The sequence below is a fragment of the Alicyclobacillus sp. CIJ1 genome (genome assembly GCF_057538885.1).
In genome coordinates this window covers 35,829-53,682 of the sequence record NZ_BAAJPH010000125.1, presented here as the reverse complement: position 1 = coordinate 53,682, position 17,854 = coordinate 35,829, and the positions used below count along the sequence as shown (strand labels likewise).

The 17,854-nt window shown below is 64.3% G+C and carries 15 protein-coding genes; 6 read left to right on the top strand and 9 right to left on the bottom strand.

Features of this window, described 5'->3' with window-relative positions; all coding sequences use genetic code 11:
• Nucleotides 1-44: 44 nt before the first annotated feature.
• Nucleotides 45-1,031 carry an aldo/keto reductase gene (locus AC27E8_RS11610; protein ID WP_487098931.1) on the bottom strand — a complete coding sequence of 329 codons (987 nt, stop codon included), beginning with the start codon at nt 1,029-1,031 and terminating at the stop codon, nt 45-47.
• Nucleotides 1,032-1,141: 110 nt separating this feature from the next.
• Between AC27E8_RS11610 and AC27E8_RS11605 the strand changes: the two genes are divergently transcribed.
• On the top strand, nt 1,142-1,741 hold the full coding sequence (locus tag AC27E8_RS11605; protein ID WP_487098930.1) for a polysaccharide deacetylase family protein: 600 nt from the start codon (nt 1,142-1,144) through the stop codon (nt 1,739-1,741).
• Between the two features lie 91 nt (nt 1,742-1,832).
• Here AC27E8_RS11605 and AC27E8_RS11600 read toward each other — a convergent pair whose 3' ends face one another.
• The 5 genes from AC27E8_RS11600 to kdpF are packed head-to-tail and all read right to left on the bottom strand — an operon-like array spanning nt 1,833 to nt 8,586.
• Nucleotides 1,833-4,097 (bottom strand): universal stress protein, encoded by a 2,265-nt coding sequence (locus tag AC27E8_RS11600; RefSeq protein WP_487098929.1) that lies wholly within the window; start codon nt 4,095-4,097, stop codon nt 1,833-1,835.
• Nucleotides 4,094-4,687 (bottom strand): potassium-transporting ATPase subunit KdpC, encoded by a 594-nt coding sequence (gene kdpC / locus AC27E8_RS11595; RefSeq protein WP_487098928.1) that lies wholly within the window; start codon nt 4,685-4,687, stop codon nt 4,094-4,096. Before kdpC ends, AC27E8_RS11600 begins: the two co-directional genes overlap by 4 nt.
• A 14-nt stretch (nt 4,688-4,701) precedes the next feature.
• Nucleotides 4,702-6,753: a potassium-transporting ATPase subunit KdpB gene (gene kdpB, locus AC27E8_RS11590; protein ID WP_487098927.1), complete on the bottom strand. Its 2,052-nt coding sequence runs from the start codon at nt 6,751-6,753 to the stop codon at nt 4,702-4,704.
• A 17-nt stretch (nt 6,754-6,770) separates the two neighbouring features.
• Complete coding sequence (kdpA, locus tag AC27E8_RS11585) at nt 6,771-8,459, bottom strand: potassium-transporting ATPase subunit KdpA (protein ID WP_487098926.1); 1,689 nt, start codon at nt 8,457-8,459, stop codon at nt 6,771-6,773.
• 49 nt (nt 8,460-8,508) lie between these two features.
• Nucleotides 8,509-8,586, bottom strand: coding sequence for a K(+)-transporting ATPase subunit F (kdpF, locus tag AC27E8_RS11580; RefSeq protein WP_148260233.1), 78 nt, complete (start codon nt 8,584-8,586; stop codon nt 8,509-8,511).
• A 274-nt stretch (nt 8,587-8,860) separates the two neighbouring features.
• Here kdpF and AC27E8_RS11575 point away from each other — a divergent pair, with 274 nt between their 5' ends.
• Both AC27E8_RS11575 and AC27E8_RS11570 read left to right on the top strand, forming a co-directional pair.
• Complete coding sequence (locus AC27E8_RS11575; RefSeq protein WP_487098925.1) at nt 8,861-10,450, top strand: DUF4118 domain-containing protein; 1,590 nt, start codon at nt 8,861-8,863, stop codon at nt 10,448-10,450.
• A complete protein-coding gene (locus tag AC27E8_RS11570) occupies nt 10,447-11,145 on the top strand; it encodes a response regulator (protein ID WP_487098924.1) in 699 nt (232 codons plus the stop codon). The genes AC27E8_RS11575 and AC27E8_RS11570 overlap by 4 nt, the downstream gene beginning before the upstream one ends.
• A gap of 71 nt (nt 11,146-11,216) precedes the next feature.
• On the opposite strand, the gene AC27E8_RS11565 is transcribed toward AC27E8_RS11570, so the two are convergent.
• The 3 genes from AC27E8_RS11565 to AC27E8_RS11555 form a co-directional block, all read right to left on the bottom strand.
• A complete protein-coding gene (locus AC27E8_RS11565) occupies nt 11,217-11,393 on the bottom strand; it encodes a hypothetical protein (RefSeq protein WP_014463205.1) in 177 nt (58 codons plus the stop codon).
• A 125-nt stretch (nt 11,394-11,518) separates the two neighbouring features.
• A complete protein-coding gene (locus AC27E8_RS11560) occupies nt 11,519-13,123 on the bottom strand; it encodes a S53 family peptidase (RefSeq protein WP_487098923.1) in 1,605 nt (534 codons plus the stop codon).
• A 131-nt stretch (nt 13,124-13,254) separates the two neighbouring features.
• Entirely contained in the window at nt 13,255-14,184 is a 930-nt protein-coding gene (locus tag AC27E8_RS11555; protein WP_487098922.1) for a LysR family transcriptional regulator, read from the bottom strand.
• 134 nt (nt 14,185-14,318) lie between these two features.
• Between AC27E8_RS11555 and AC27E8_RS11550 the strand changes: the two genes are divergently transcribed.
• Genes AC27E8_RS11550 through AC27E8_RS11540 form a run of 3 tightly spaced genes read left to right on the top strand, consistent with a single transcriptional unit; the run spans nt 14,319 to nt 17,605 of the window.
• Nucleotides 14,319-15,944: an MFS transporter gene (locus AC27E8_RS11550; RefSeq protein ID WP_487098921.1), complete on the top strand. Its 1,626-nt coding sequence runs from the start codon at nt 14,319-14,321 to the stop codon at nt 15,942-15,944.
• Between the two features lie 43 nt (nt 15,945-15,987).
• A complete protein-coding gene (locus AC27E8_RS11545) occupies nt 15,988-17,103 on the top strand; it encodes a 5-methyltetrahydropteroyltriglutamate--homocysteine S-methyltransferase (RefSeq protein WP_487098920.1) in 1,116 nt (371 codons plus the stop codon).
• Between the two features lie 28 nt (nt 17,104-17,131).
• Nucleotides 17,132-17,605, top strand: a complete 474-nt coding sequence (locus tag AC27E8_RS11540; protein ID WP_487098919.1) for a GtrA family protein — start codon at nt 17,132-17,134, stop codon at nt 17,603-17,605.
• The last annotated feature ends 249 nt before the right edge of the window (nt 17,606-17,854 follow it).

The following is a 17,854-nucleotide window of genomic DNA, read 5'->3' as shown; positions in this document are numbered from 1 at the left end:
GGGGTTGTCCCGCTCGGTCCCACTTCTCCCTGGCGATCTCGCCCTCAGATCCCGATGGACCTCATGCTGGCCTCTGGATACCGCGCGCCCGCGGCGACGCCTTTCGGCGCGATGGCGTCGATCTCGCGCAGCTCTTCCGCCGTGAGCTGCACCTCAAGCGCGCCGAGGTTTTCCTCAAGATACTTCACCCGCTTCGTTCCCGGGATGGGCACGATGTCTTCGCCCTGCGCCATCACCCAGGCCAGGGCGAGCTGCGCTGGCGTGCACCCCTTTTCGCGCGCCAGGCGCTCGATTTTCTCGACGAGATCGAGATTCCGCTTGAAGTTTTCGCCCTGAAAGCGCGGCGACTGGCGGCGGTAGTCGTCCTCCGGCAGATCCTCAAACCGGCGGATGGCGCCAGTCAAGAAGCCGCGGCCGAGCGGACTGTACGCCACGAAGCCGATGCCAAGCTCCCTCACTGTCGGCAGGATCTCGTCCTCCACATCCCGGCTCCAAAGCGAGTACTCGGTCTGGAGCGCGGTGATGGGATGGACCTTGTGCGCGCGGCGGATGGTCTGCGCCCCGGCCTCGGACAGGCCGAGAAACCGCACCTTCCCCGCTTGCACCAGCTCCGCCATGGCCCCCACCGTCTCCTCGATGGGCACGTTCGGGTCGACGCGGTGCTGATAGTACAGATCGATGTAGTCGACGCCCAGCCGCTTCAGGCTCGCGTCGCAGGCCTGTTTCACGTATTCGGGCCTGCCATTGATGCCCAGGAACGTCCCGTCCGGCGCGCGCACGTTTCCGAACTTCGTGGCGATCACGACGCCATCCCGATACGGCCTGAGCACGCGCCCGACGAGCTTCTCGTTCTCCCCGACGCCGTACATGTCGGCCGTGTCGAAGAAGGTGATGCCGAGTTCCACGGCGCGCTCCAGGGTCCGGATGGCCTCCGCCTCGTCCCGCCCGCTGTAGAAGTCCGACATGCCCATGCAACCGAGCCCCAGCGCGGAAACCCTGAGGCCCTGCGTACCCAACGCTTTCGTCTGCACGTGCCACCCCACCTCTCAAATGTGAGCCACTCGAAATCAACGGACGCCTGCGCAGCTAGTATAATCCTTTCTGGAAAGTTCAAAAAACGCAGGTGAAGGAGGACCTCCGGTTGCAGCACCAAACGCCCGAAACCGCACCGCCCCCGCGTCACCTCGCCATCACGTTCGACGACGGCCCGGACGGGGATATGACGCCCAAGATCCTGTCCACGCTCCGGGACTACGGCGTCCCCGCGACCTTTTTCTGCATCGGCGAACAGGTGGAACGGTTTCCCGACGTCCTCAAAGCCATCCATGACGCAGGGCATGAGCTCGGCAACCACACCATGACGCATCCCCATCTCACGAAGTTGACAGACGCCGAGATCGAACGGGAACTGCGCGAATGCCAGGCGGCCATCGAGAAGGTGGTGCAGGTGCCCATTCGCTACTTTCGCCCGCCGTACGGCGACATCGACGATCGCGTCCGCCGCATCGCGGCCTCGCTTCACGAGGAAGTGGTCCTCTGGGACGTGGACTCGCTCGACTGGTCGGGCATTCCCGGCCCGGCCGTCGCAGCCAACGTGCTGCCGAAGCTCAAGCCGGGCGCCATCATCCTGATGCACGCGGGGACGTTTGCGAAGGGCACGCCTGAGGCGCTCCCGTACGTGCTCGAGGTGGCGGTGGCGATGGGCTACGACTTCGTGCCGCTCGCGAAGCTTCACGGGTGAGACCTCCACCGCGCGAATATCCCGTCCTCCGCGCGGACGTTCGCTTTGCCGCCCGGCTGGTCGCGCTGGTCCCGGACGTCGAGCCATGTTCTCACGCGGAGGGCTGGGACCAGCGGCCGGCGTACGCGACGATGTGGAGATCGACGAATTCCGCGCGGTTCAGCACATAGGTGATGGGGCGGTGGGCGAATCGTGCGCCGAGACCTCGGTTCAAGGGCTGTCCCATCACAATTTGGGAAACCGACTCGCTCTCGGCCGTCTCCACAATGACCTCCCCGACCGACTTGTGCAGAGCAGGCCGGAGGAGAAACTCCGCGCCGAACTGCTGGGCGAGATCGCGCACGGCCGCAAAATCGCGCTCGCTCTGGCTCGATAGGGGGAACTCGGTCTGAACGACGAGCACATACAGTTTCGCCTGCAGGCGGTCCGCAATGCGCCATCCGCGCCGAATGAGCGCTTCGGAGTGAGGGCGATAGTTGACACAGACCAGGATCCGCTCCGGATCAGCGGGGGGCGGTGGCGCCAAGCGGCCGTCCACGACGTCGGCCACCTCGCGGAGCGCAATCTCGCGCAGCGCGGCCAAATGCGCTGGCTGAAAGAAGTGGCTCAGCGCCTGCTCCACCTTTTCAGGCGGGTAGATCTTGCCTTCCAAGAGCCGCTCCACGAGCGTCTCCGGGCTCACGTCGATGAGCTTCACCTCGCTTGCGAGCTTAATGAACCAGTCCGGCACGCGCTCGCGGATGGTGGCACCCGTGATGTGCTCGACGCGATCCTTCAGGCTCTCGAGGTGTTGCACGTTCACGGCGGACACCACGTCAATGCCATGCTCCAGGAGATACAGAATGTCCTGGTACCGCTTCTTGAACATACTGCCGGGCGCGTTCGTGTGGGCGAGTTCGTCCATCAGGACGACCTGCGGGCGCCGGGCGATGATGGCCGCGAGGTCCGGCTCCTCGTACACCTTGCCACCGTACTCGATCCGCCGCTTCGGAATCCGCTCAAGGTCGCCAATTTGCGCCTCCGTCTCCGGACGGCCGTGCGTTTCAATGAGGCCAATGACGACATCGATCCCGCGTTCCTTCCAGTCGTGCGCGTCCTGCAGCATGCGGTACGTCTTGCCGACACCCGGCGCCGCACCGATGTAAAGCGTGAGCTTCCCGGGAAGTTTCCGCTCTCGCACCACGCGCTCGCTCGCCCAATTGCGCTGTTCCCTTGCCTCCGGCGACAAAGGGCGCCAGCCCACCACACGCAGATCGACGTATTGCAGGTGTTTGAGCAAGTAGTGTACAGGATGATGCCAGGCCATGAGGCGGCGCGGAGACGCGCCTTTCCGCGGTTGGCCCAGGACGACTTGCGTCGCGTTGATTCGCTTCGCCACCCGGAGAATGACCTCGCCGACCGGACGGTCCCGCTTCGGCTCAAGCACCCACTCCGCGCCGTGAAACTCGGCTAACCTGCGGAGCGCCTCGACCTCACCGCGCGCGCGTTCCGTCATGCGGTCTTCGTCCGTCTCGGCCGCGAAGACGACATGAAGATCACCCTTCATACGCATCGCCATGCGCCGCCCGCGCTCGATGAGCGTCGCTGCGCGTTCGGGATGGCTGACGCAGACGAGCACCACTTCCTTCGCGCCGACGGGCCCAGGGATGGCGCGCCGCTCATAGGAATGTTCCAAGCGCTCGTCGACGTCGTCCGCCACAGCCCGAAGCGACATCTGTCGAAGCCACGCGAGTCGATCCACGCGAAAGAAGTTCTGCAGCGCCGCATCCACCTTCTCGGGCGGATAAATCTCCCCATCTCGCAGCCGCTGCCTGAGCGTCTCAGGCGTCACGTCGATGACCGTGACCTCGTCCGCCTCGCGCAGCAACCAATCGGGCACGACCTCCCGCACGCGGATGCCTAATTGTTGCTGAACCTCGTCGCGAACGGACCCTAGATGTTGGATGTTGAACGCTGTCATGACCGAGATGCCGCGCTCGAGGAGGAACATCACGTCTTCGTATCGCTTTTCGTGCATCGCGCCAGGTGGGTTCGTGTGCGCCAGTTCGTCGATCACGCACACCTCCGGCCGCCGAGCGACAATCGCGTCGAGATCCGGCTCCTCGAACGCGGCCTGCCCCACCTTCAGCACCCGCGGAGGAACCACTTCGAGCCCTTCAAGCAGCCTCTCCGTCGCGGGACGGCCGTGCGTCTCGATCCAGCCAATGACCACGTCCGTTCCCTCGTCCCGCAGTCGGCGCGCCTCGCGCAACATGGTGTAGGTCTTGCCCACGCCGGGCGCGGCGCCGATGAACACCCGCAGACGCCCTCGGCGCCCCGAATCACCCGCGGGCCGAGTGATCTCGCCCCCCGTCACGTCGTCCTCGCCACCCGCGCGCTCGGGTGGAGCTTCTCCCAGATGGCGAGATTGAGCTGCATGACGTTGACCATCGGCTCGCCGTACAAACCGAGCGCCGGGAATTCGGCGTCGCGCTGCACGAGCGAGCGAAGCCACGCTTCAGAGAGCCCCGTGGCTTTGCTGATGCGCGGAATTTGATCATACGCGTCCTGCAAGTCGATATCGGGATCCAGCCCCGATCCCGACGACTCCACCATGCTCGTAGGAACTTCATTGACGCGAAGCCCTGGGTTTTGCCGGAGCACAGCGCGCAGGTTTTGCCGGACCTCCTGCACGAGCGCCGGGTTCGTGGGCCCAAGATTCGATCCGCCCGATCCATCCGCATTGTAGTTCACGGCCGAAGGGCGCGGCTCGAACCACATGGGCTGCGGAAACGATTGCGCGATGAGCTCAGACCCCACGGTGCGGCCGTTGACCGCGACGAGGCTTCCCTGGGCCTGCCACGGGAACACCACTCGCCCCAAGGCCACGAAGAAGAGCGGGTACATGATGCCCAAAAGCACGGCGAAGACCAGGGTGAACCGAAGGCTTCTCCACACGTTGATCACAGTCGCTTCCCCCTTCACACCGCCCCGAGCGCGTGCAGGATGACGTCGATGATCTTGATCCCCACAAACGGCGCGATCACGCCGCCGACGCCGTACAACAGCAGATTGCGCATCAAAAGCTGCATGGCGCTCGTTGGGCGGTATTTGACGCCGCGCATCGCGAGCGGGATGAGCAGCGGGATGATGATGGCGTTAAAGATCAGCGCGGACAGGATGGCGCTACGCGGGCTTGTCAGGTGCATCACGTTCAAGGCGCCAAGGGCGGGCAGAAAGCTCGTGAACATCGCCGGGATGATGGCGAAGTATTTCGCGACGTCGTTCGCAATGGAAAACGTCGTGATGGCGCCGCGCGTGATGAGCAACTGCTTGCCAATGGCCACGACCTCAATGAGCTTCGTCGGATCCGAGTCGAGATCGACCATGTTTGCGGCTTCCTTGGCCGCCTGCGTGCCGCTCTGCATGGCGAGCCCCACATCCGCCTGGGCGAGCGCCGGCGCGTCGTTGGTGCCGTCGCCCGACATGGCGACGAGCCTGCCCTGTTCCTGCTCGCGCCGGATGAGGCGCATCTTGTCCTCGGGCTTCGCCTCGGCCACGAACTCATCGACGCCGGCCTCGCGCGCGATGGTGGCCGCTGTCAGCGGGTTGTCGCCGGTGCACATGATGGTCCGGATGCCCATCTTGCGCAATTCCTCGAACCGCTCGCGGATGCCCGGCTTGACGATGTCCTTGAGGTAGATGACGCCGTAGACGCGCTGATTCTCGGCCACCACGAGCGGCGTGCCGCCCTCCTTGGCGACGCGCTCCACCACTGCGTCGAGATCGCCCGGAAGGTCTCCGCCCTGCTCCGCGACGTACCGCTTGATGGCGTCGGCGGCGCCTTTGCGCAGCCGCGTGCCGTCTGGCAGGTCGAGCCCGGACATGCGCGTGTCGGCCGAAAACTCGACGTTGCGGGCGTCCGCGTAGTCCTCGCGGCGGAAGGTGAGACCCATCTGGCGGGCGAGATCGACCACCGAGCGGCCCTCGGGCGTCTCATCGAACAGCGAACACAAAGCCGCTTTCTCGGCGAGCGCGCGCTCGTCGACGCCCTGCACCGGGAGAAACGCGGATGCAAGCCGATTGCCGATGGTGATGGTGCCCGTCTTGTCGAGAATGAGCGTATCCACGTCGCCGGCGGCCTCCACGGCCTTGCCGGATTTCGCAATGACGTTGAAGCGAATGACCCTGTCCATGCCCGCGATGCCGATGGCGGACAGGAGCGCGCCAATGGTCGTGGGAATCAGGCAGACGAGAAGCGCGACGAGCGTCGCGACATCCACGTGGGCACCGAGCCCCTTCGCGATGGGCGGCAGGCAGTCGATGACGATGAGAAAGATGAGCGTGAGCCCCGCGAGCAGCACGGACAGCGCAAGTTCGTTTGGCGTCTTCTGCCGCGACGCGCCTTCCACGAGCGCGATCATCCGGTCGAGGAACGTCTCGCCGGGATTGGCGGTGACGCGGATGACAAGCTCATCCGACAACAGCTTCGTCCCGCCGGTGACGGAACTGAAATCCCCGCCCGCGCCGCGGATGACCGGCGCGGATTCGCCAGTGATGGCCGACTCGTCCACGCTGCCGATGCCCTCTACGACTTCGCCGTCCGCGGGGATGAGTTCGCCGGCTACCACCTTGACGAAGTCGCCTTTGCGCAGATCGGACGCTGGAACGCGCTCGTAGCGCCCGTCGCGCAGGACATTCGCCATCAGTTCCGTCTTCGTCCTGCGCAGCGACTCCGCCTGCGCCTTGCCGCGCCCCTCCGCGAGCGCCTCGGCAAAATTGCCGAAGAGGAGTGTCACAAGGAGAATGACCGTCACGATGAGATCGTACCCGCGCGCGCCGGCCGCACCGCCAGGGCGCACCGCGGAGCCGAACAGGCTGGGATCGAAGGTCAGCGCGAGCGTGACAAGCATGCCGATCTCGACGACGAACATCACGGGATTGCGCACCAGGACGCGCGGATCGAGCTTGACGAACGAATCGACACACGCGCGCAGGACGAGGGCGCGATCGAACGAACCTTTTCGAGCCATACACACCTGCTCTCCTTTCAGCCGAGCTGCAGCTGTTCGCCGATGGGCCCAAGGGCGAGATACGGGAAGAACGTCAAGGCGCCGACGATGACGAACACGGCCACAAACACGTAGCCGAACGCGAACGTGTCCACCTTGAGCGTGCCGGACGTCTCGGGGATGCGCGCCTTTCCGGCGAGCGAACCCGCGATGGCGAGCATCGCAATGATGGACACGTACCGGCCGAACAGCATCACGAGCCCGATGGAGATGTTGTAGAAGGGCGTGTTTCCGTTCAGCCCCGCGAAGGCCGAGCCGTTGTTGGCCGCGGCCGACGTGAACGCGTACAGGACCTCGGTGAACCCGTGCAGCCCAGGGTTGCCCATGGAGGCCCGGGCGCTCGGCAAGGCCATGGCGATGGCGGTCGGGACGAGGATGACAAACGGATGGACGAGCATCGCCGCCGTCGCGAGTTTCATCTCGCGAGCCTCAATCTTCTTCCCGAAGATCTCCGGGGTTCTTCCGACCATGAGCCCGGAGATGAAGACGGCGATGATGAGAAACATGAGGATGTTGAGCAGCCCGACGCCCTTACCGCCGAAGATCAGGTTGAACATCATGAAGAGAAGGGGAACCATACCGCTCATGGGCATCAGGCTGTCATGCATCGCGTTCACCGCGCCCGTCGTGTACGCGGTGGTGGCGGCGACGAACAGGCTGGTCAAAGGCAGGCCAAAGCGCACCTCCTTGCCCTCCATGTTCGGGCCGTGCAGGCCGAGCGCATGCGCCAAGATGGGATTGCCTGCCGCTTCGTACGCGTACACGAGGTACGCCCCCGCGAGCAAAATGGCCCCGAGCAACGTGCAGAGCACGATGGCCAGCCGGCGGCTGCGCAGAAAATACCCAGCCGTAAACACGAGGGCGGTCGGAATGAGCCCCATGCCCATGATCTCCAGGATGCACGTCCATGCGTTCGGATCCTCGAACGGGTGCGCGGAGTTGGCGTTGAAGAATCCGCCGCCGTTCGTCCCGAGCTGCTTGATGGCTTCCAGCGTGGCCACCGGCCCGCGCGCGATGGTCTGCATGCTCCCGGCTAACGTGTGCACCACGGCGGGCCCGGAGAGCGTCTCGGGGACGCCGAGTGCGAGCAGCAAGAAGGCGAGGACGGCCGCGATGGGCAGAAGCAGGCGCGTGTGCGCCCTGACGAGATCGACCCAGAAGTTGCCGAGCGCGTCGGTCTTCTGGCGGCTCATGCCGCGCAGAAAGGCCATGGCCGCCGCAAGCCCGGTGGCTGCGGACGTGAATTGCAGGAAGGTGATGCCCATCATCTGACTGAGATACGATAAGGACTGCTCGCCGGCGTAGTTCTGCCAATTGGTGTTGGTGATGAAACTCGCCGCGGTGTTGAACGCCAAATAGGGCGGCATCGCGGGGATATGGGCCGGATTGAGCGGCAGCACGGCCTGCAGGCGAAATACGGCGTACGCAAAGAGGGCCATGACGAGATTGGACACCATCATGGCGCGCAGGTACGCCTTCCAGTCCATCTCCACGTCCGGATTGACGCCGATGAGCCGGTAGATGGCCCGCTCGACGGGCACCGCCACGGCGTCCGTCCACGTGCGTTCGCCCGCGAAGGTTCGATAGATGTACCCACCGAGCGGCCACCCGCACGCGACGAGCGCGAGCACCACGAGAAAAATCGCGAAGATGCCGGATGCGGTCACACGGAGTGCCTCCCTTTCCCATTGCGCCCTCGAAGCGAGCGCGAGGACTTCAGAACTTTTCCGGATGGAACATCACGTACACGAGATAGACCATCACCGCGATGGAGAGCATGAGCAAAAACCACATGATCACGACCTCCTACGAGCGATCGAAGGATCGGTGAATGACGTACAAGATGGCGAACACGGCCAAAAACAGTGCGACGGACACGACGTCCTCCACGAGACTCCCTCCTCCCAACCGACACTCCGCAGTCTATCCAGCGGCTCGTGAGGTTTCGGATGTTGATTCCGCTCGGACGGCGTAAAAAATGCATAAAAATCGTTGGCAAGGCCCCTCTCGCGCGCTACCCTTCTCTAGAGACGAATTGCGGCATGCGCGCCGAACGGAGTGGATCCGCGTGCGATTTACCCCGAAATGGCAGATTCTGAACGTCCGTTGGCCCACGTGGTGGCAGGAAGGGCGCCAAGGGGAGCCCTCTCTGCCTCGCCCCCGCGCCCTCTGGGCGTACGCTGCCGTTTGCGGCATGGACGCCCTCCTCACGGGCCTCGTGTTTCTGTTCGACTTTCACTACGATCGCGTCAATATCGCCATGCTGTACCTGATCCCGGTGGTGGTCGCGTCGGCCGTGTACGGCCTTTGGCCCGGCGTATTTGCGGCATGCCTTGGCCTTCTGTCGTTCGATTTCTTCTTTGTGCCGCCCATCTTCAGCTACGCCGTGAGCGATCTCCGCTTTCTCGTGTCGTTCGCAGTGTTTCTGGTGGTGGCCATCACGACCGCGGGGCTTGCCTCCAGCATGCGGCGAAGGGCGGAGGAGGCGAGCCAGCGCGCGCGCATCGCGCAGACGCTGTTTCGCATGAGCCGGGCCCTGACCGCCGCTGCGGATGAGCGGCGCGTTGTGGAGACCGCGCTCGAACAGGTCCGAGAGCTTTTGCACACGCACGCGTACATCGCGCTCAAGCGCTCAAACGGCTACGACCTGCACGCCCTCCCCGGCGACGAGGCGGACCCCGTGATCGATCGGCAGGTCCTCGACTGGGTCCTTCGCCACGGCGATCTCGCCAGTTTCGGCTCGAAATCCCACGGCCAGGCCGCGTTTTTGTATGTGCCCATCCGCGCACAGGACGAGGTGTACGGCGCTTTCATCGTCGGCGAGCCCGGGCAGTTTCGGCTCGCGACGCGCGGCGAGATCTTCGACATTCTGCGAGCCGTGGCGAATCTCGTGGCCATCGCGCTCAGCCGAATCGCGTCCGAGGAGCGGGCGCGCATCGCGGACATCGCGGCAGAATCCGAGCGCGTCCGGACCGCCATCCTCAACTCCATCTCGCACGAGCTTCGCACCCCCATCACCACCATGCTCGGCGCATCGGACGCCCTGCTCGACCCTGGCGCGTCGCTCGATCCGGCGGACCGGCGTGAACTCGTGCTGACACTCCGCAACAGCGCCCTGCGCATGAACCGACTCGTCACGAATCTCATCGGCATGGCGCGCATTGAAGGCGGGATGCTCGTGCTCAACAAGCGGCCGACCGATCTCGCCGACGTCGTCCGCGGCGCGCTGCGCGAAGTGGCGGAATTGACCGCCGATCACCCTGTGCGCGTTCGAACGCCGCACCCGTCGCCCATCGTGGAAGTCGACGAGACGCTGTTCCAGCAGGCGGTGGTGAACCTCCTCTCCAACGCCGCCAAGTACTCGCCGCCCGCCGCTCCCATTGACGTGACCATCGCGGCACGCGAGGCGGAGGCGGCGCTCGAGGTCCGCGACTACGGGATGGGCATCTCGGATGACGAGTTAGACCGCGTGTTCGACAAGTTCTACCGCGGCCGGCGTGTGGACAAGATCCCAGGAACGGGCCTCGGCCTCGCCATTGTGCGAGCGGTCGTCGAGGCGCACGGCGGGCAGATTGACGTGGAGCGGATGCACCCCGGCACGCTCTTTCGCGTCCGGCTCGCGGCCCGGCCACATCCCAAGGAGGCGGAGAATCGGTGAGCGGTGCCAAGATTCTGGTGGCGGACGACGAGCGCGCCATTTTGAAGCTCATGCAGATTGCGCTCAAAGGACATGGATACGAGGTGCTGGAAGCTTCGAGCGGAGAAGAGGCGCTGGTGGTGGCGAGCACGAAGCGGCCAGATCTCGCCGTGATCGACTGGGGCCTGCCGGACATGGAAGGCATCGAGGTGTTGCGCCGGCTTCGCGAGTGGTCGAACATGCCCGTCATCATGCTGACCGTGCGCGATGCAGAGGAGGACAAGATTGCAGCGCTCGACGCTGGCGCGGACGATTACGTGGTGAAGCCGTTCGGCATGGGCGAACTGCTCGCGCGGATCCGGGTGGCCCTCCGGCACGCCGCGCGCGTGCAGGATGAACCCATCATCGAGGCGGCGGGCCTCACCATCCACCTGGCGGAGCGGCGCGTGGAACTGAACGGCGAAACGGTGAAGCTGACGCCCATTGAGTACGATCTCCTGAAAGCCCTCGCTCAACATGCGGGGAAGGTCGTGACACACAGGCAACTCCTGCGCCAGGTCTGGGGCGACGTCGATCCCGACAACGCCGCCCACTACCTGCGCGTGTACATCGGACACCTGCGCAAGAAACTCGAGGACGATCCGTCCCGTCCCTGGCGCATCGTGACCGAACCAGGTGTGGGCTATCGATTGGCGATTGAACCGCCGGAGACGTGAAAAGGCCGCCCAAGCCGGGCGGCCGACATGTCTTTGCCGAGAGGAGCCTTCCGGGACACGGCGCGCAGCGCTCAGTCGTCCACGTCGACCTCTTTGTGCTCGCGGACGATGTGATTGTAATCGTAGCCGTGCTCACAGTGCTGGCAGTGCACGCGTACCACAAGCTCGCCTTCGGGCACCTCGACGATGTTTTTCTTCTCGCACCGCGGGCAGATGGATTCAACAATCCAATGCTTATGATGGCTCATGCGATCGCCTCCCAACTCACAACGCTTGAGTGTATCACACCCGCTTCAAATCTGGATTGAAGCCTCCGCATGGCCCGAGGATAAGAGACGCCGGGCGCTCGGCAAGTACCAGACCGGGCCTCGGTTCAGTCGAGCCCGTGCAAGAAGTAGTACGCGTCGATGGAGCCGAAGCCCGTCGGATGATCCCATCCAGGCCCGGCGCTGTACGCCCCATTCGATCCAGCCGTGATGTCGTGGAACGCATACGGCGCGTACGACGTGTTGCGCGCCATCGCGTAGATGCCCACGTCCGCCAGTCCAACGGGCGCCTTGCCTTCGAGTGCGCGGGCCTGATCGATGAGCGCAAACGTGGCCGCCATCATCGGCGCGACGAAGCTCGTGCCGCCCGCCATTTCCCACTGGCCCTGGTAGTAGAAGTCGTAGCCCGTGGCCGGGTCCGCGTTCAGGCTGACGTCGCACGTCTGGCGATAGCCGGTCTGCGGCACGCTCGGCCCGTACTGCCACCAGGGCTCGCCGTACACCGAGCTCACGCCCCCGCCTGTGTCAGACCAGGCCGTCTCCTGAAGGCGTTGGCCGCCCGCCCCGAGCACGAGCCGCGTGCCGCCGCACGCGGTCACGTACGGGTCGGACGAAGGATAGTCGACGTCCGTCCCGCTCGTTCCATCGGACGATCCGCTGTCCCCCGCCGCCGCGAACACGCTCTGTCCCTGCGCGGCCATTTGCATAAAGATCTGGTGCTCCGCCTGCATCGTGGACGAATCCGTCTCCGATTCGGGCGCGCCCCAACTCGTCGTGACCACGTGCGCGCCGTCGTCCGCGGCGACCTGCGCGAACGCGTCGATGAACGACTGGGCGTCCGGCTGCGCCGCTTCATACACGGCAAGCGACGCGGTCGGCGCAATGGCGTGCGCCCATTCGCAGTCGAGCGTGGTCTCGTCGTCGGGTGACGTGTACGATCCGTCGATCACGCGCTGGCGCACCACGGGATTCGGCAGTCCAAAGGCGCGATCGAACGCCTGGATATCCGATAGCTGCACGGAGCCGGAGGTCACCACCGCAATCACCTGGCCGCGACCCATGTAGTGGCTGTAGAGGGGCGTGTAGTCGTAGGCGCGCTGAATCTGCGCGGGCGTGTAGCCACCGCCCGCCGGCGCGGCATGCGCCATCACGAGGTGGCGCTCCACCGTTGCGCTTGACAGACCCACGACGGCCGACACTTGTGCAGCCAGCGGCGCGGGTAGCGTGGCGGCCCCATCCGGCGCATACCACGTAGCCGCGCCCTTCTCATACGTCACCTCGCGCACGCCAAATGTCCGCTCCACGTCGCGCGCCGATCCGGTCACCGTGAGCACCATCGGGTCAGCCGTCTGCGCCGCGCTGAGCCCGTAGGCCCGCAGCCCCTGAACCACAGCTTGCACATCCGCCTTGGTCGGCGCGAACGCCGCGTCGAATTCGGCGGGCGTCAAAAACCGCCCCGCGTCCGGCGATCCCGGCGTATACAAGTTTTGAATGAGGCGCTCGAGCTCATCCTCATGTCGCAGCCGGAGCGTGATCACCAGATGCATCGGTTGCGAAGGCGACAGCGCCCCATGCGGTTGAGCGCCGCGCGTGCGCGGATCTGGCGAGGCCACCACCACCCGTTCCTGAAGCGGTGCGGCATAAACTGCCGCCGGCGCGGCAAAAGCCATTGAAGCGGCTGCGGCGACGGACAGCCGTGTGAGCGCTCGCATGCGGAACCCTCCCTGTGTCTGTCGATTCTGTTCTTTCTAGTTAACCGACAGTATAAAGGGAGGATAATTACATTTATAGTTAAAAAAAGAGGAACCTGAATCGCATTCTGGTTCCCCTTCGTGCTCCATGGTCAGTTTGGCGACGGCGTCCATCCCTCCACGCCGCGGACGCCCTCATGGCCCACCAGTTGAGCGAAATACCGCCGGGCGAATTCGCGAAACGCCTCGGCGGCGCGCGTGAGGTGATGCCTCCTCGACCAAGCGAGGCCGATGACGCGCTCGCATCGCGGCGCCTCAATTCGCAGCCGTCTCGTCTCGTGCTCCTCCTTTTCCCACCACGTCAGGGCCGGCACGAACGCAACCCCCAGGCCCTGGCGGACGAGATCGGCAATCACGTCGGCCTCATCCCCCGAAAAATGCACCTTCGGTTCGAAGCCCGCTCGTCTGCAGAAGCCGTCCGTCAGCTCCCGGAATTCGTGCCCCTTGTTGACACAGATGAACGGCTCGTCGCGGAGTTCGGCCAGGCGAACCACTCCGCGGCCCGACAGGGGATGGTCGGGCGGCACAATCAGATACACCTCTTCCACCATGAGCGGCTCCCAGGCGATCTCGTCCCCCTTGATCTCGGCGCCCGCGATACAAAAATCCGCCTCTCCGCGCGCGATCTGCATGGCCATCTCCTCCGCGCTTCCCGTGTACTGGCGAATCCTCACGCGCGGATGCTCGCGGAGAAACGCGCGCAAGAGCCCCGGCAACAGGCGCGTGGTCGACACCGTGAGGATGACCGTCTCTTCGTTCGCCTTCGCCATCTGCCTGAGCTCGCGCTTTCCCTCCTCAATCTCCGTCAGCGCCCGATCCACCCGGGCCAAAAACGCCCGCCCATACGCGTTCAAGCGCAAATTCCGGCCCGTTCGGTCAAACAGCGGCACCCCAAGCTCTGCCTCGAGGCGGGCGATGGTCTTGCTGAGAGAGGGCTGGGCGATGCGAAGTTCCATCGCTGCGCGCGTCACATGCTCCCACCGCGCCAGGGTGCGAAAGTACGTCAACTGAAGAAGGTCCATGGTGCGCCCCCAACCTATTATGCCTCTTTAATTATAAATTCATAGTTCTTTATGTATTTTACGGAATGATTCCACCCCTCTACAATGGGATTCGCTTGAACAGCCAGTACTCACGAAACCGAAAGGAGGCCACCATGGAAGCCCTAAGTGCACATGTGCGCCCGAAGGCGCGTCTCGCCATGATTCTCGCCGCCACGGCGCTTTCGTTTGGTCCACAGTACATCGCCAACGTGTCTTCCATCCTGGATCAGTCGCTGCTTCAGTCGGGGCTTGCCGAAGGCTTGCGCGCCTTCGCACTCGCCGCGACGTTGTCCAATCTGGGGTTTGCCGCCTGCGTGCCCATCGGGCTGCGGCTCACGCAGCGGTTCGGGTTGAGGCAAACCTACCTGCCGCTCGCCGCGCTGTTCCTCGCAGCCTGCGCGCTGTCGGCTACGGCGCCCAATCCGCCGGTCTTCGCCATCAGCCGCACGGTCGAAGGTGTTGCCGCGGGCAGTCTCTTTCTCACCACCCTGCCCGTGAGCCTCACCTCGTTCCCAGCGCCCATTCGCGGCCGCTTCATCGCCTACGCCATCGGCGGCCTGTATGGCATGTCGGCCCTCGGCACCGTCGTCGGCGCCGTCGCCCTTCTAGTGACGTCCTGGCGCTGGGTCTTTGCGATTGCGGGGCTCCTGTCAGCACTGGGAATCGTCCTCGGACTGCTGTCCCTGCCCCACGAACCGACTGCGCCCGGGGCCCGGTGGGACTTCCCTGGCACGCTGCTCCTTGCCGCGATGGCCGCTTCCCTTGCTCCGCCCCTCGTCCAGATTCGGTTCGCGGGCCTCGGCGCAACAAGTGTCTGGCCTTGGTTCCTCACCGGGGCGCTCCTCTTTCTCGTCTGGATAGCCTGGGAGACTCAGTCGCGCGCCCCGCTCCTGCAGTACAGAGCCATCCGCACCGTGCGCCAGATTTCGGGTGCGGCCATGGCCATTTTGTCCCACGTCGCACTCATCTTCGTGCTCGTCGCAGGATACCAGTGGCTGCAAGCATTGGATGACGCCTCTTCCCGCCAGTGGCTCACGGCCGCTCTCCTCTTCGTCGGCTGCTTGGTCGTCGTGGCCGTCGCGGCAATGTGGCTACATCCCGTGATCGGTCCAGGCGTCCTTGGCGCAATCGGATCGGTCGGCGTTCTCGCCGTCGGCTGGCTGTGGCGAGAGCAAACCTCCGTCGTTTCTGTCACCCGCGTCAGCTGCGAAATGGCCGTGGCGCTCTGCCTCATCGGGCTCGTGCTCATCATGGGCGCGCTCACCACCGCGCTCGCTGGCGATCTCCACGAAGCGCGGCTGCGATCCTGCTCGCTCCACTTCCACAGAAACCTCGCTGGCGCCCTGGCCCCGCCCTTCGCAGGCTGGTGGATGGCCAGAAGCGCCGCCGTCGCCTATGAACACCTGCGCGATCATGCCACGCTGTTCCAGCCGAGCGCGCTGTACGCGTATCAGAAGCTGGTGGCGGCATTCGAGCTCAAGACGGGATCGCTTGCGGAAGCGGAGCAACTCGCGGGTGCCGCGCTGCTCGCAAAGGCGGAGCGCATTTCGCTCTTGGCCGCCCTGCATCACACCGCGGACGTCGTGCTCGTCATCGGCTGCGCCATGTTGGCGGCTTCCGTCGCCATGGCAGTGACGGGCAAGGGGCGCCCGCTGTCTCAGCCCGCGCCGGCGGGGAGCCATGTGCCCGCGCAGCGCGAAGTCTCCGAAGCCAAACCGCGCACGTTTGTGGTACGATGACCTCGTCCAACACACGAAATCTTGAACGACGAGGATGATCGCCATGTCACACGCAAATCTCGGCCACAAGCCGCCGTTCCGCGCGGATCAGGTGGGGAGCCTGCTCCGCCCCGAGCCTGTCAAGGAGGCGCGCCGGCGCTTTTTTGCCGGCGAGATCGACCAGGACACCCTCACGGCTGTCGAAAACGACGCCATCCGCCAGATTGTCGCCAAGCAAAAGGACATTGGGCTCGCCGCCGTCACCGATGGCGAACTGCGCCGCTCGTGGTGGCACTTCGATTTCCTCGAGCACCTCGAGGGCGTGCAGGGTTACGAGCCCGAGCAGGGCGGCATTCAGTTCCACAACGTGACCACTCGCCCCCGCGCCATCCGCGTGGTGGGCAAGCTCGGTTTCCCAAAGGATCACCCGATGCTCGCGCATTTCAGCTTCCTGCTCGACGTCGCGGGAGAACACGTGGCGAAGATGACCATCCCGAGCCCGAGCATGCTGCACTTCCGCGGCGAACTGGCGGATGGCGTGTACCGAGACGAGGACGAGATGTTCCACGATCTCGCCCTGGCCTACCAGGACGCCATCCGCGCATTCTACGACGCGGGCTGCCGCTATCTGCAGCTCGACGACACCGCCTGGGCGTATCTATGCTCGGACGAGCAGAAGCAGCAGATGATGGCCAAGGGCTGGGACCCGAAGCGACTTGAGGCCAAGTATGCGGAGACCATCAACAAGGCGCTCGAGGCGAAGCCCGCGGACATGACCATCACCATGCACATCTGCCGTGGAAACTTCCGCTCCACCTGGATTTCGTCCGGTGGGTACGAACCCGTCGCAGAGACGTTGTTCCAGAAACTCGACATCGACGGTTTCTTCCTCGAATACGATACAGAGCGGGCGGGCGGGTTCGAGCCGCTCCGGTTTGTGAACCGCAAGTCGCTTACCATCGTGCTCGGCCTCATCACCAGCAAACACGGAGCGCTCGAGGACAAAGACGAGGTCAAGCGGCGAATTGACGAGGCGACGCGCTACGTCCCGATCGAGCAGCTTTGCCTGAGCCCACAGTGCGGCTTTGCGTCGACGGAAGAGGGGAACCTGCTGACCGAGGACGAACAGTGGGCCAAGCTGCGCCACGTCGTCGAGATTGCGCACGAAGTCTGGGGATGACAGAGAAGGTCAACAAAAGAGGGGTCAAATGGTGTACGCGGTGCGCGTCGTCTACCGCTATGTGCGGCGCTACTTCAAGTTTCTGCTCGTCGGCGTGATGAACGCGGCCGTCGATCTCGGCGTGTTAAATGCGCTTCTGCTCGCGTTTCCGACGAGGTCTCCGTTTGTGCTGATGGCGTACAACACAATCGGCGTCATGGCGGCCATCTGCAACAGCTACTTGTGGAACCGGTTCTGGACCTTCGGCGACATCGCGACGGGATCGCGCCGGGAGAAAATGAAGTTCGCGCTGCAGTCGCTCATCAACCTGGTGTTGAACGACGCGATTCTGGTGGGCGCGAACGACTACCTGGTCACGCATCGCGGACTCCCCTACATGCTGGGAAGCAACATCGCCAAGGGCGGCGCGATGTTCGTCTCGTCGTCCGTCTCTTACGTGTTCATGCGCATGTTCGTGTTCAAGCGGCGAAATGCGCTTCACCTGGAGACGCATCGCCGATAGGAAGCTTGCGCTAACAGGTCCAATGGATTGGATTTGAAATCAACAATTACCTTCCCACATTTTCGTCTCCCATGCTATGATTAGTTTGTCACCCATGCGCGCGCATTCCTCAAATCAGGGTGGTGTCCACGGGGACTGCGCGCGCATTTGGTTTTTGAAATTCCCATTCATGAATTCGCCAAAGATGAGCCTCCGCGAGACCAAGGCGCGGACGCGGGTTTTCATGGTGTGAGTTCCTCTCGGTTCTCC

Bases quoted from the DNA above. Each gene is read 5' to 3' on its own strand.
- kdpB (WP_487098927.1), bottom strand. From the start codon at position 6,753: ATGGCTCGAAAAGGTTCGTTCGATCGCGCCCTCGTCCTGCGCGCGTGT.
- kdpF (WP_148260233.1), bottom strand. From the start codon at position 8,586: ATGTGGTTTTTGCTCATGCTCTCCATCGCGGTGATGGTCTATCTCGTG.
- AC27E8_RS11565 (WP_014463205.1), bottom strand. From the start codon at position 11,393: ATGAGCCATCATAAGCATTGGATTGTTGAATCCATCTGCCCGCGGTGC.
- AC27E8_RS11560 (WP_487098923.1), bottom strand. From the start codon at position 13,123: ATGCGAGCGCTCACACGGCTGTCCGTCGCCGCAGCCGCTTCAATGGCT.
- AC27E8_RS11555 (WP_487098922.1), bottom strand. From the start codon at position 14,184: ATGGACCTTCTTCAGTTGACGTACTTTCGCACCCTGGCGCGGTGGGAG.
- AC27E8_RS11550 (WP_487098921.1), top strand. From the start codon at position 14,319: ATGGAAGCCCTAAGTGCACATGTGCGCCCGAAGGCGCGTCTCGCCATG.
- AC27E8_RS11545 (WP_487098920.1), top strand. From the start codon at position 15,988: ATGTCACACGCAAATCTCGGCCACAAGCCGCCGTTCCGCGCGGATCAG.
- AC27E8_RS11540 (WP_487098919.1), top strand. From the start codon at position 17,132: ATGGTGTACGCGGTGCGCGTCGTCTACCGCTATGTGCGGCGCTACTTC.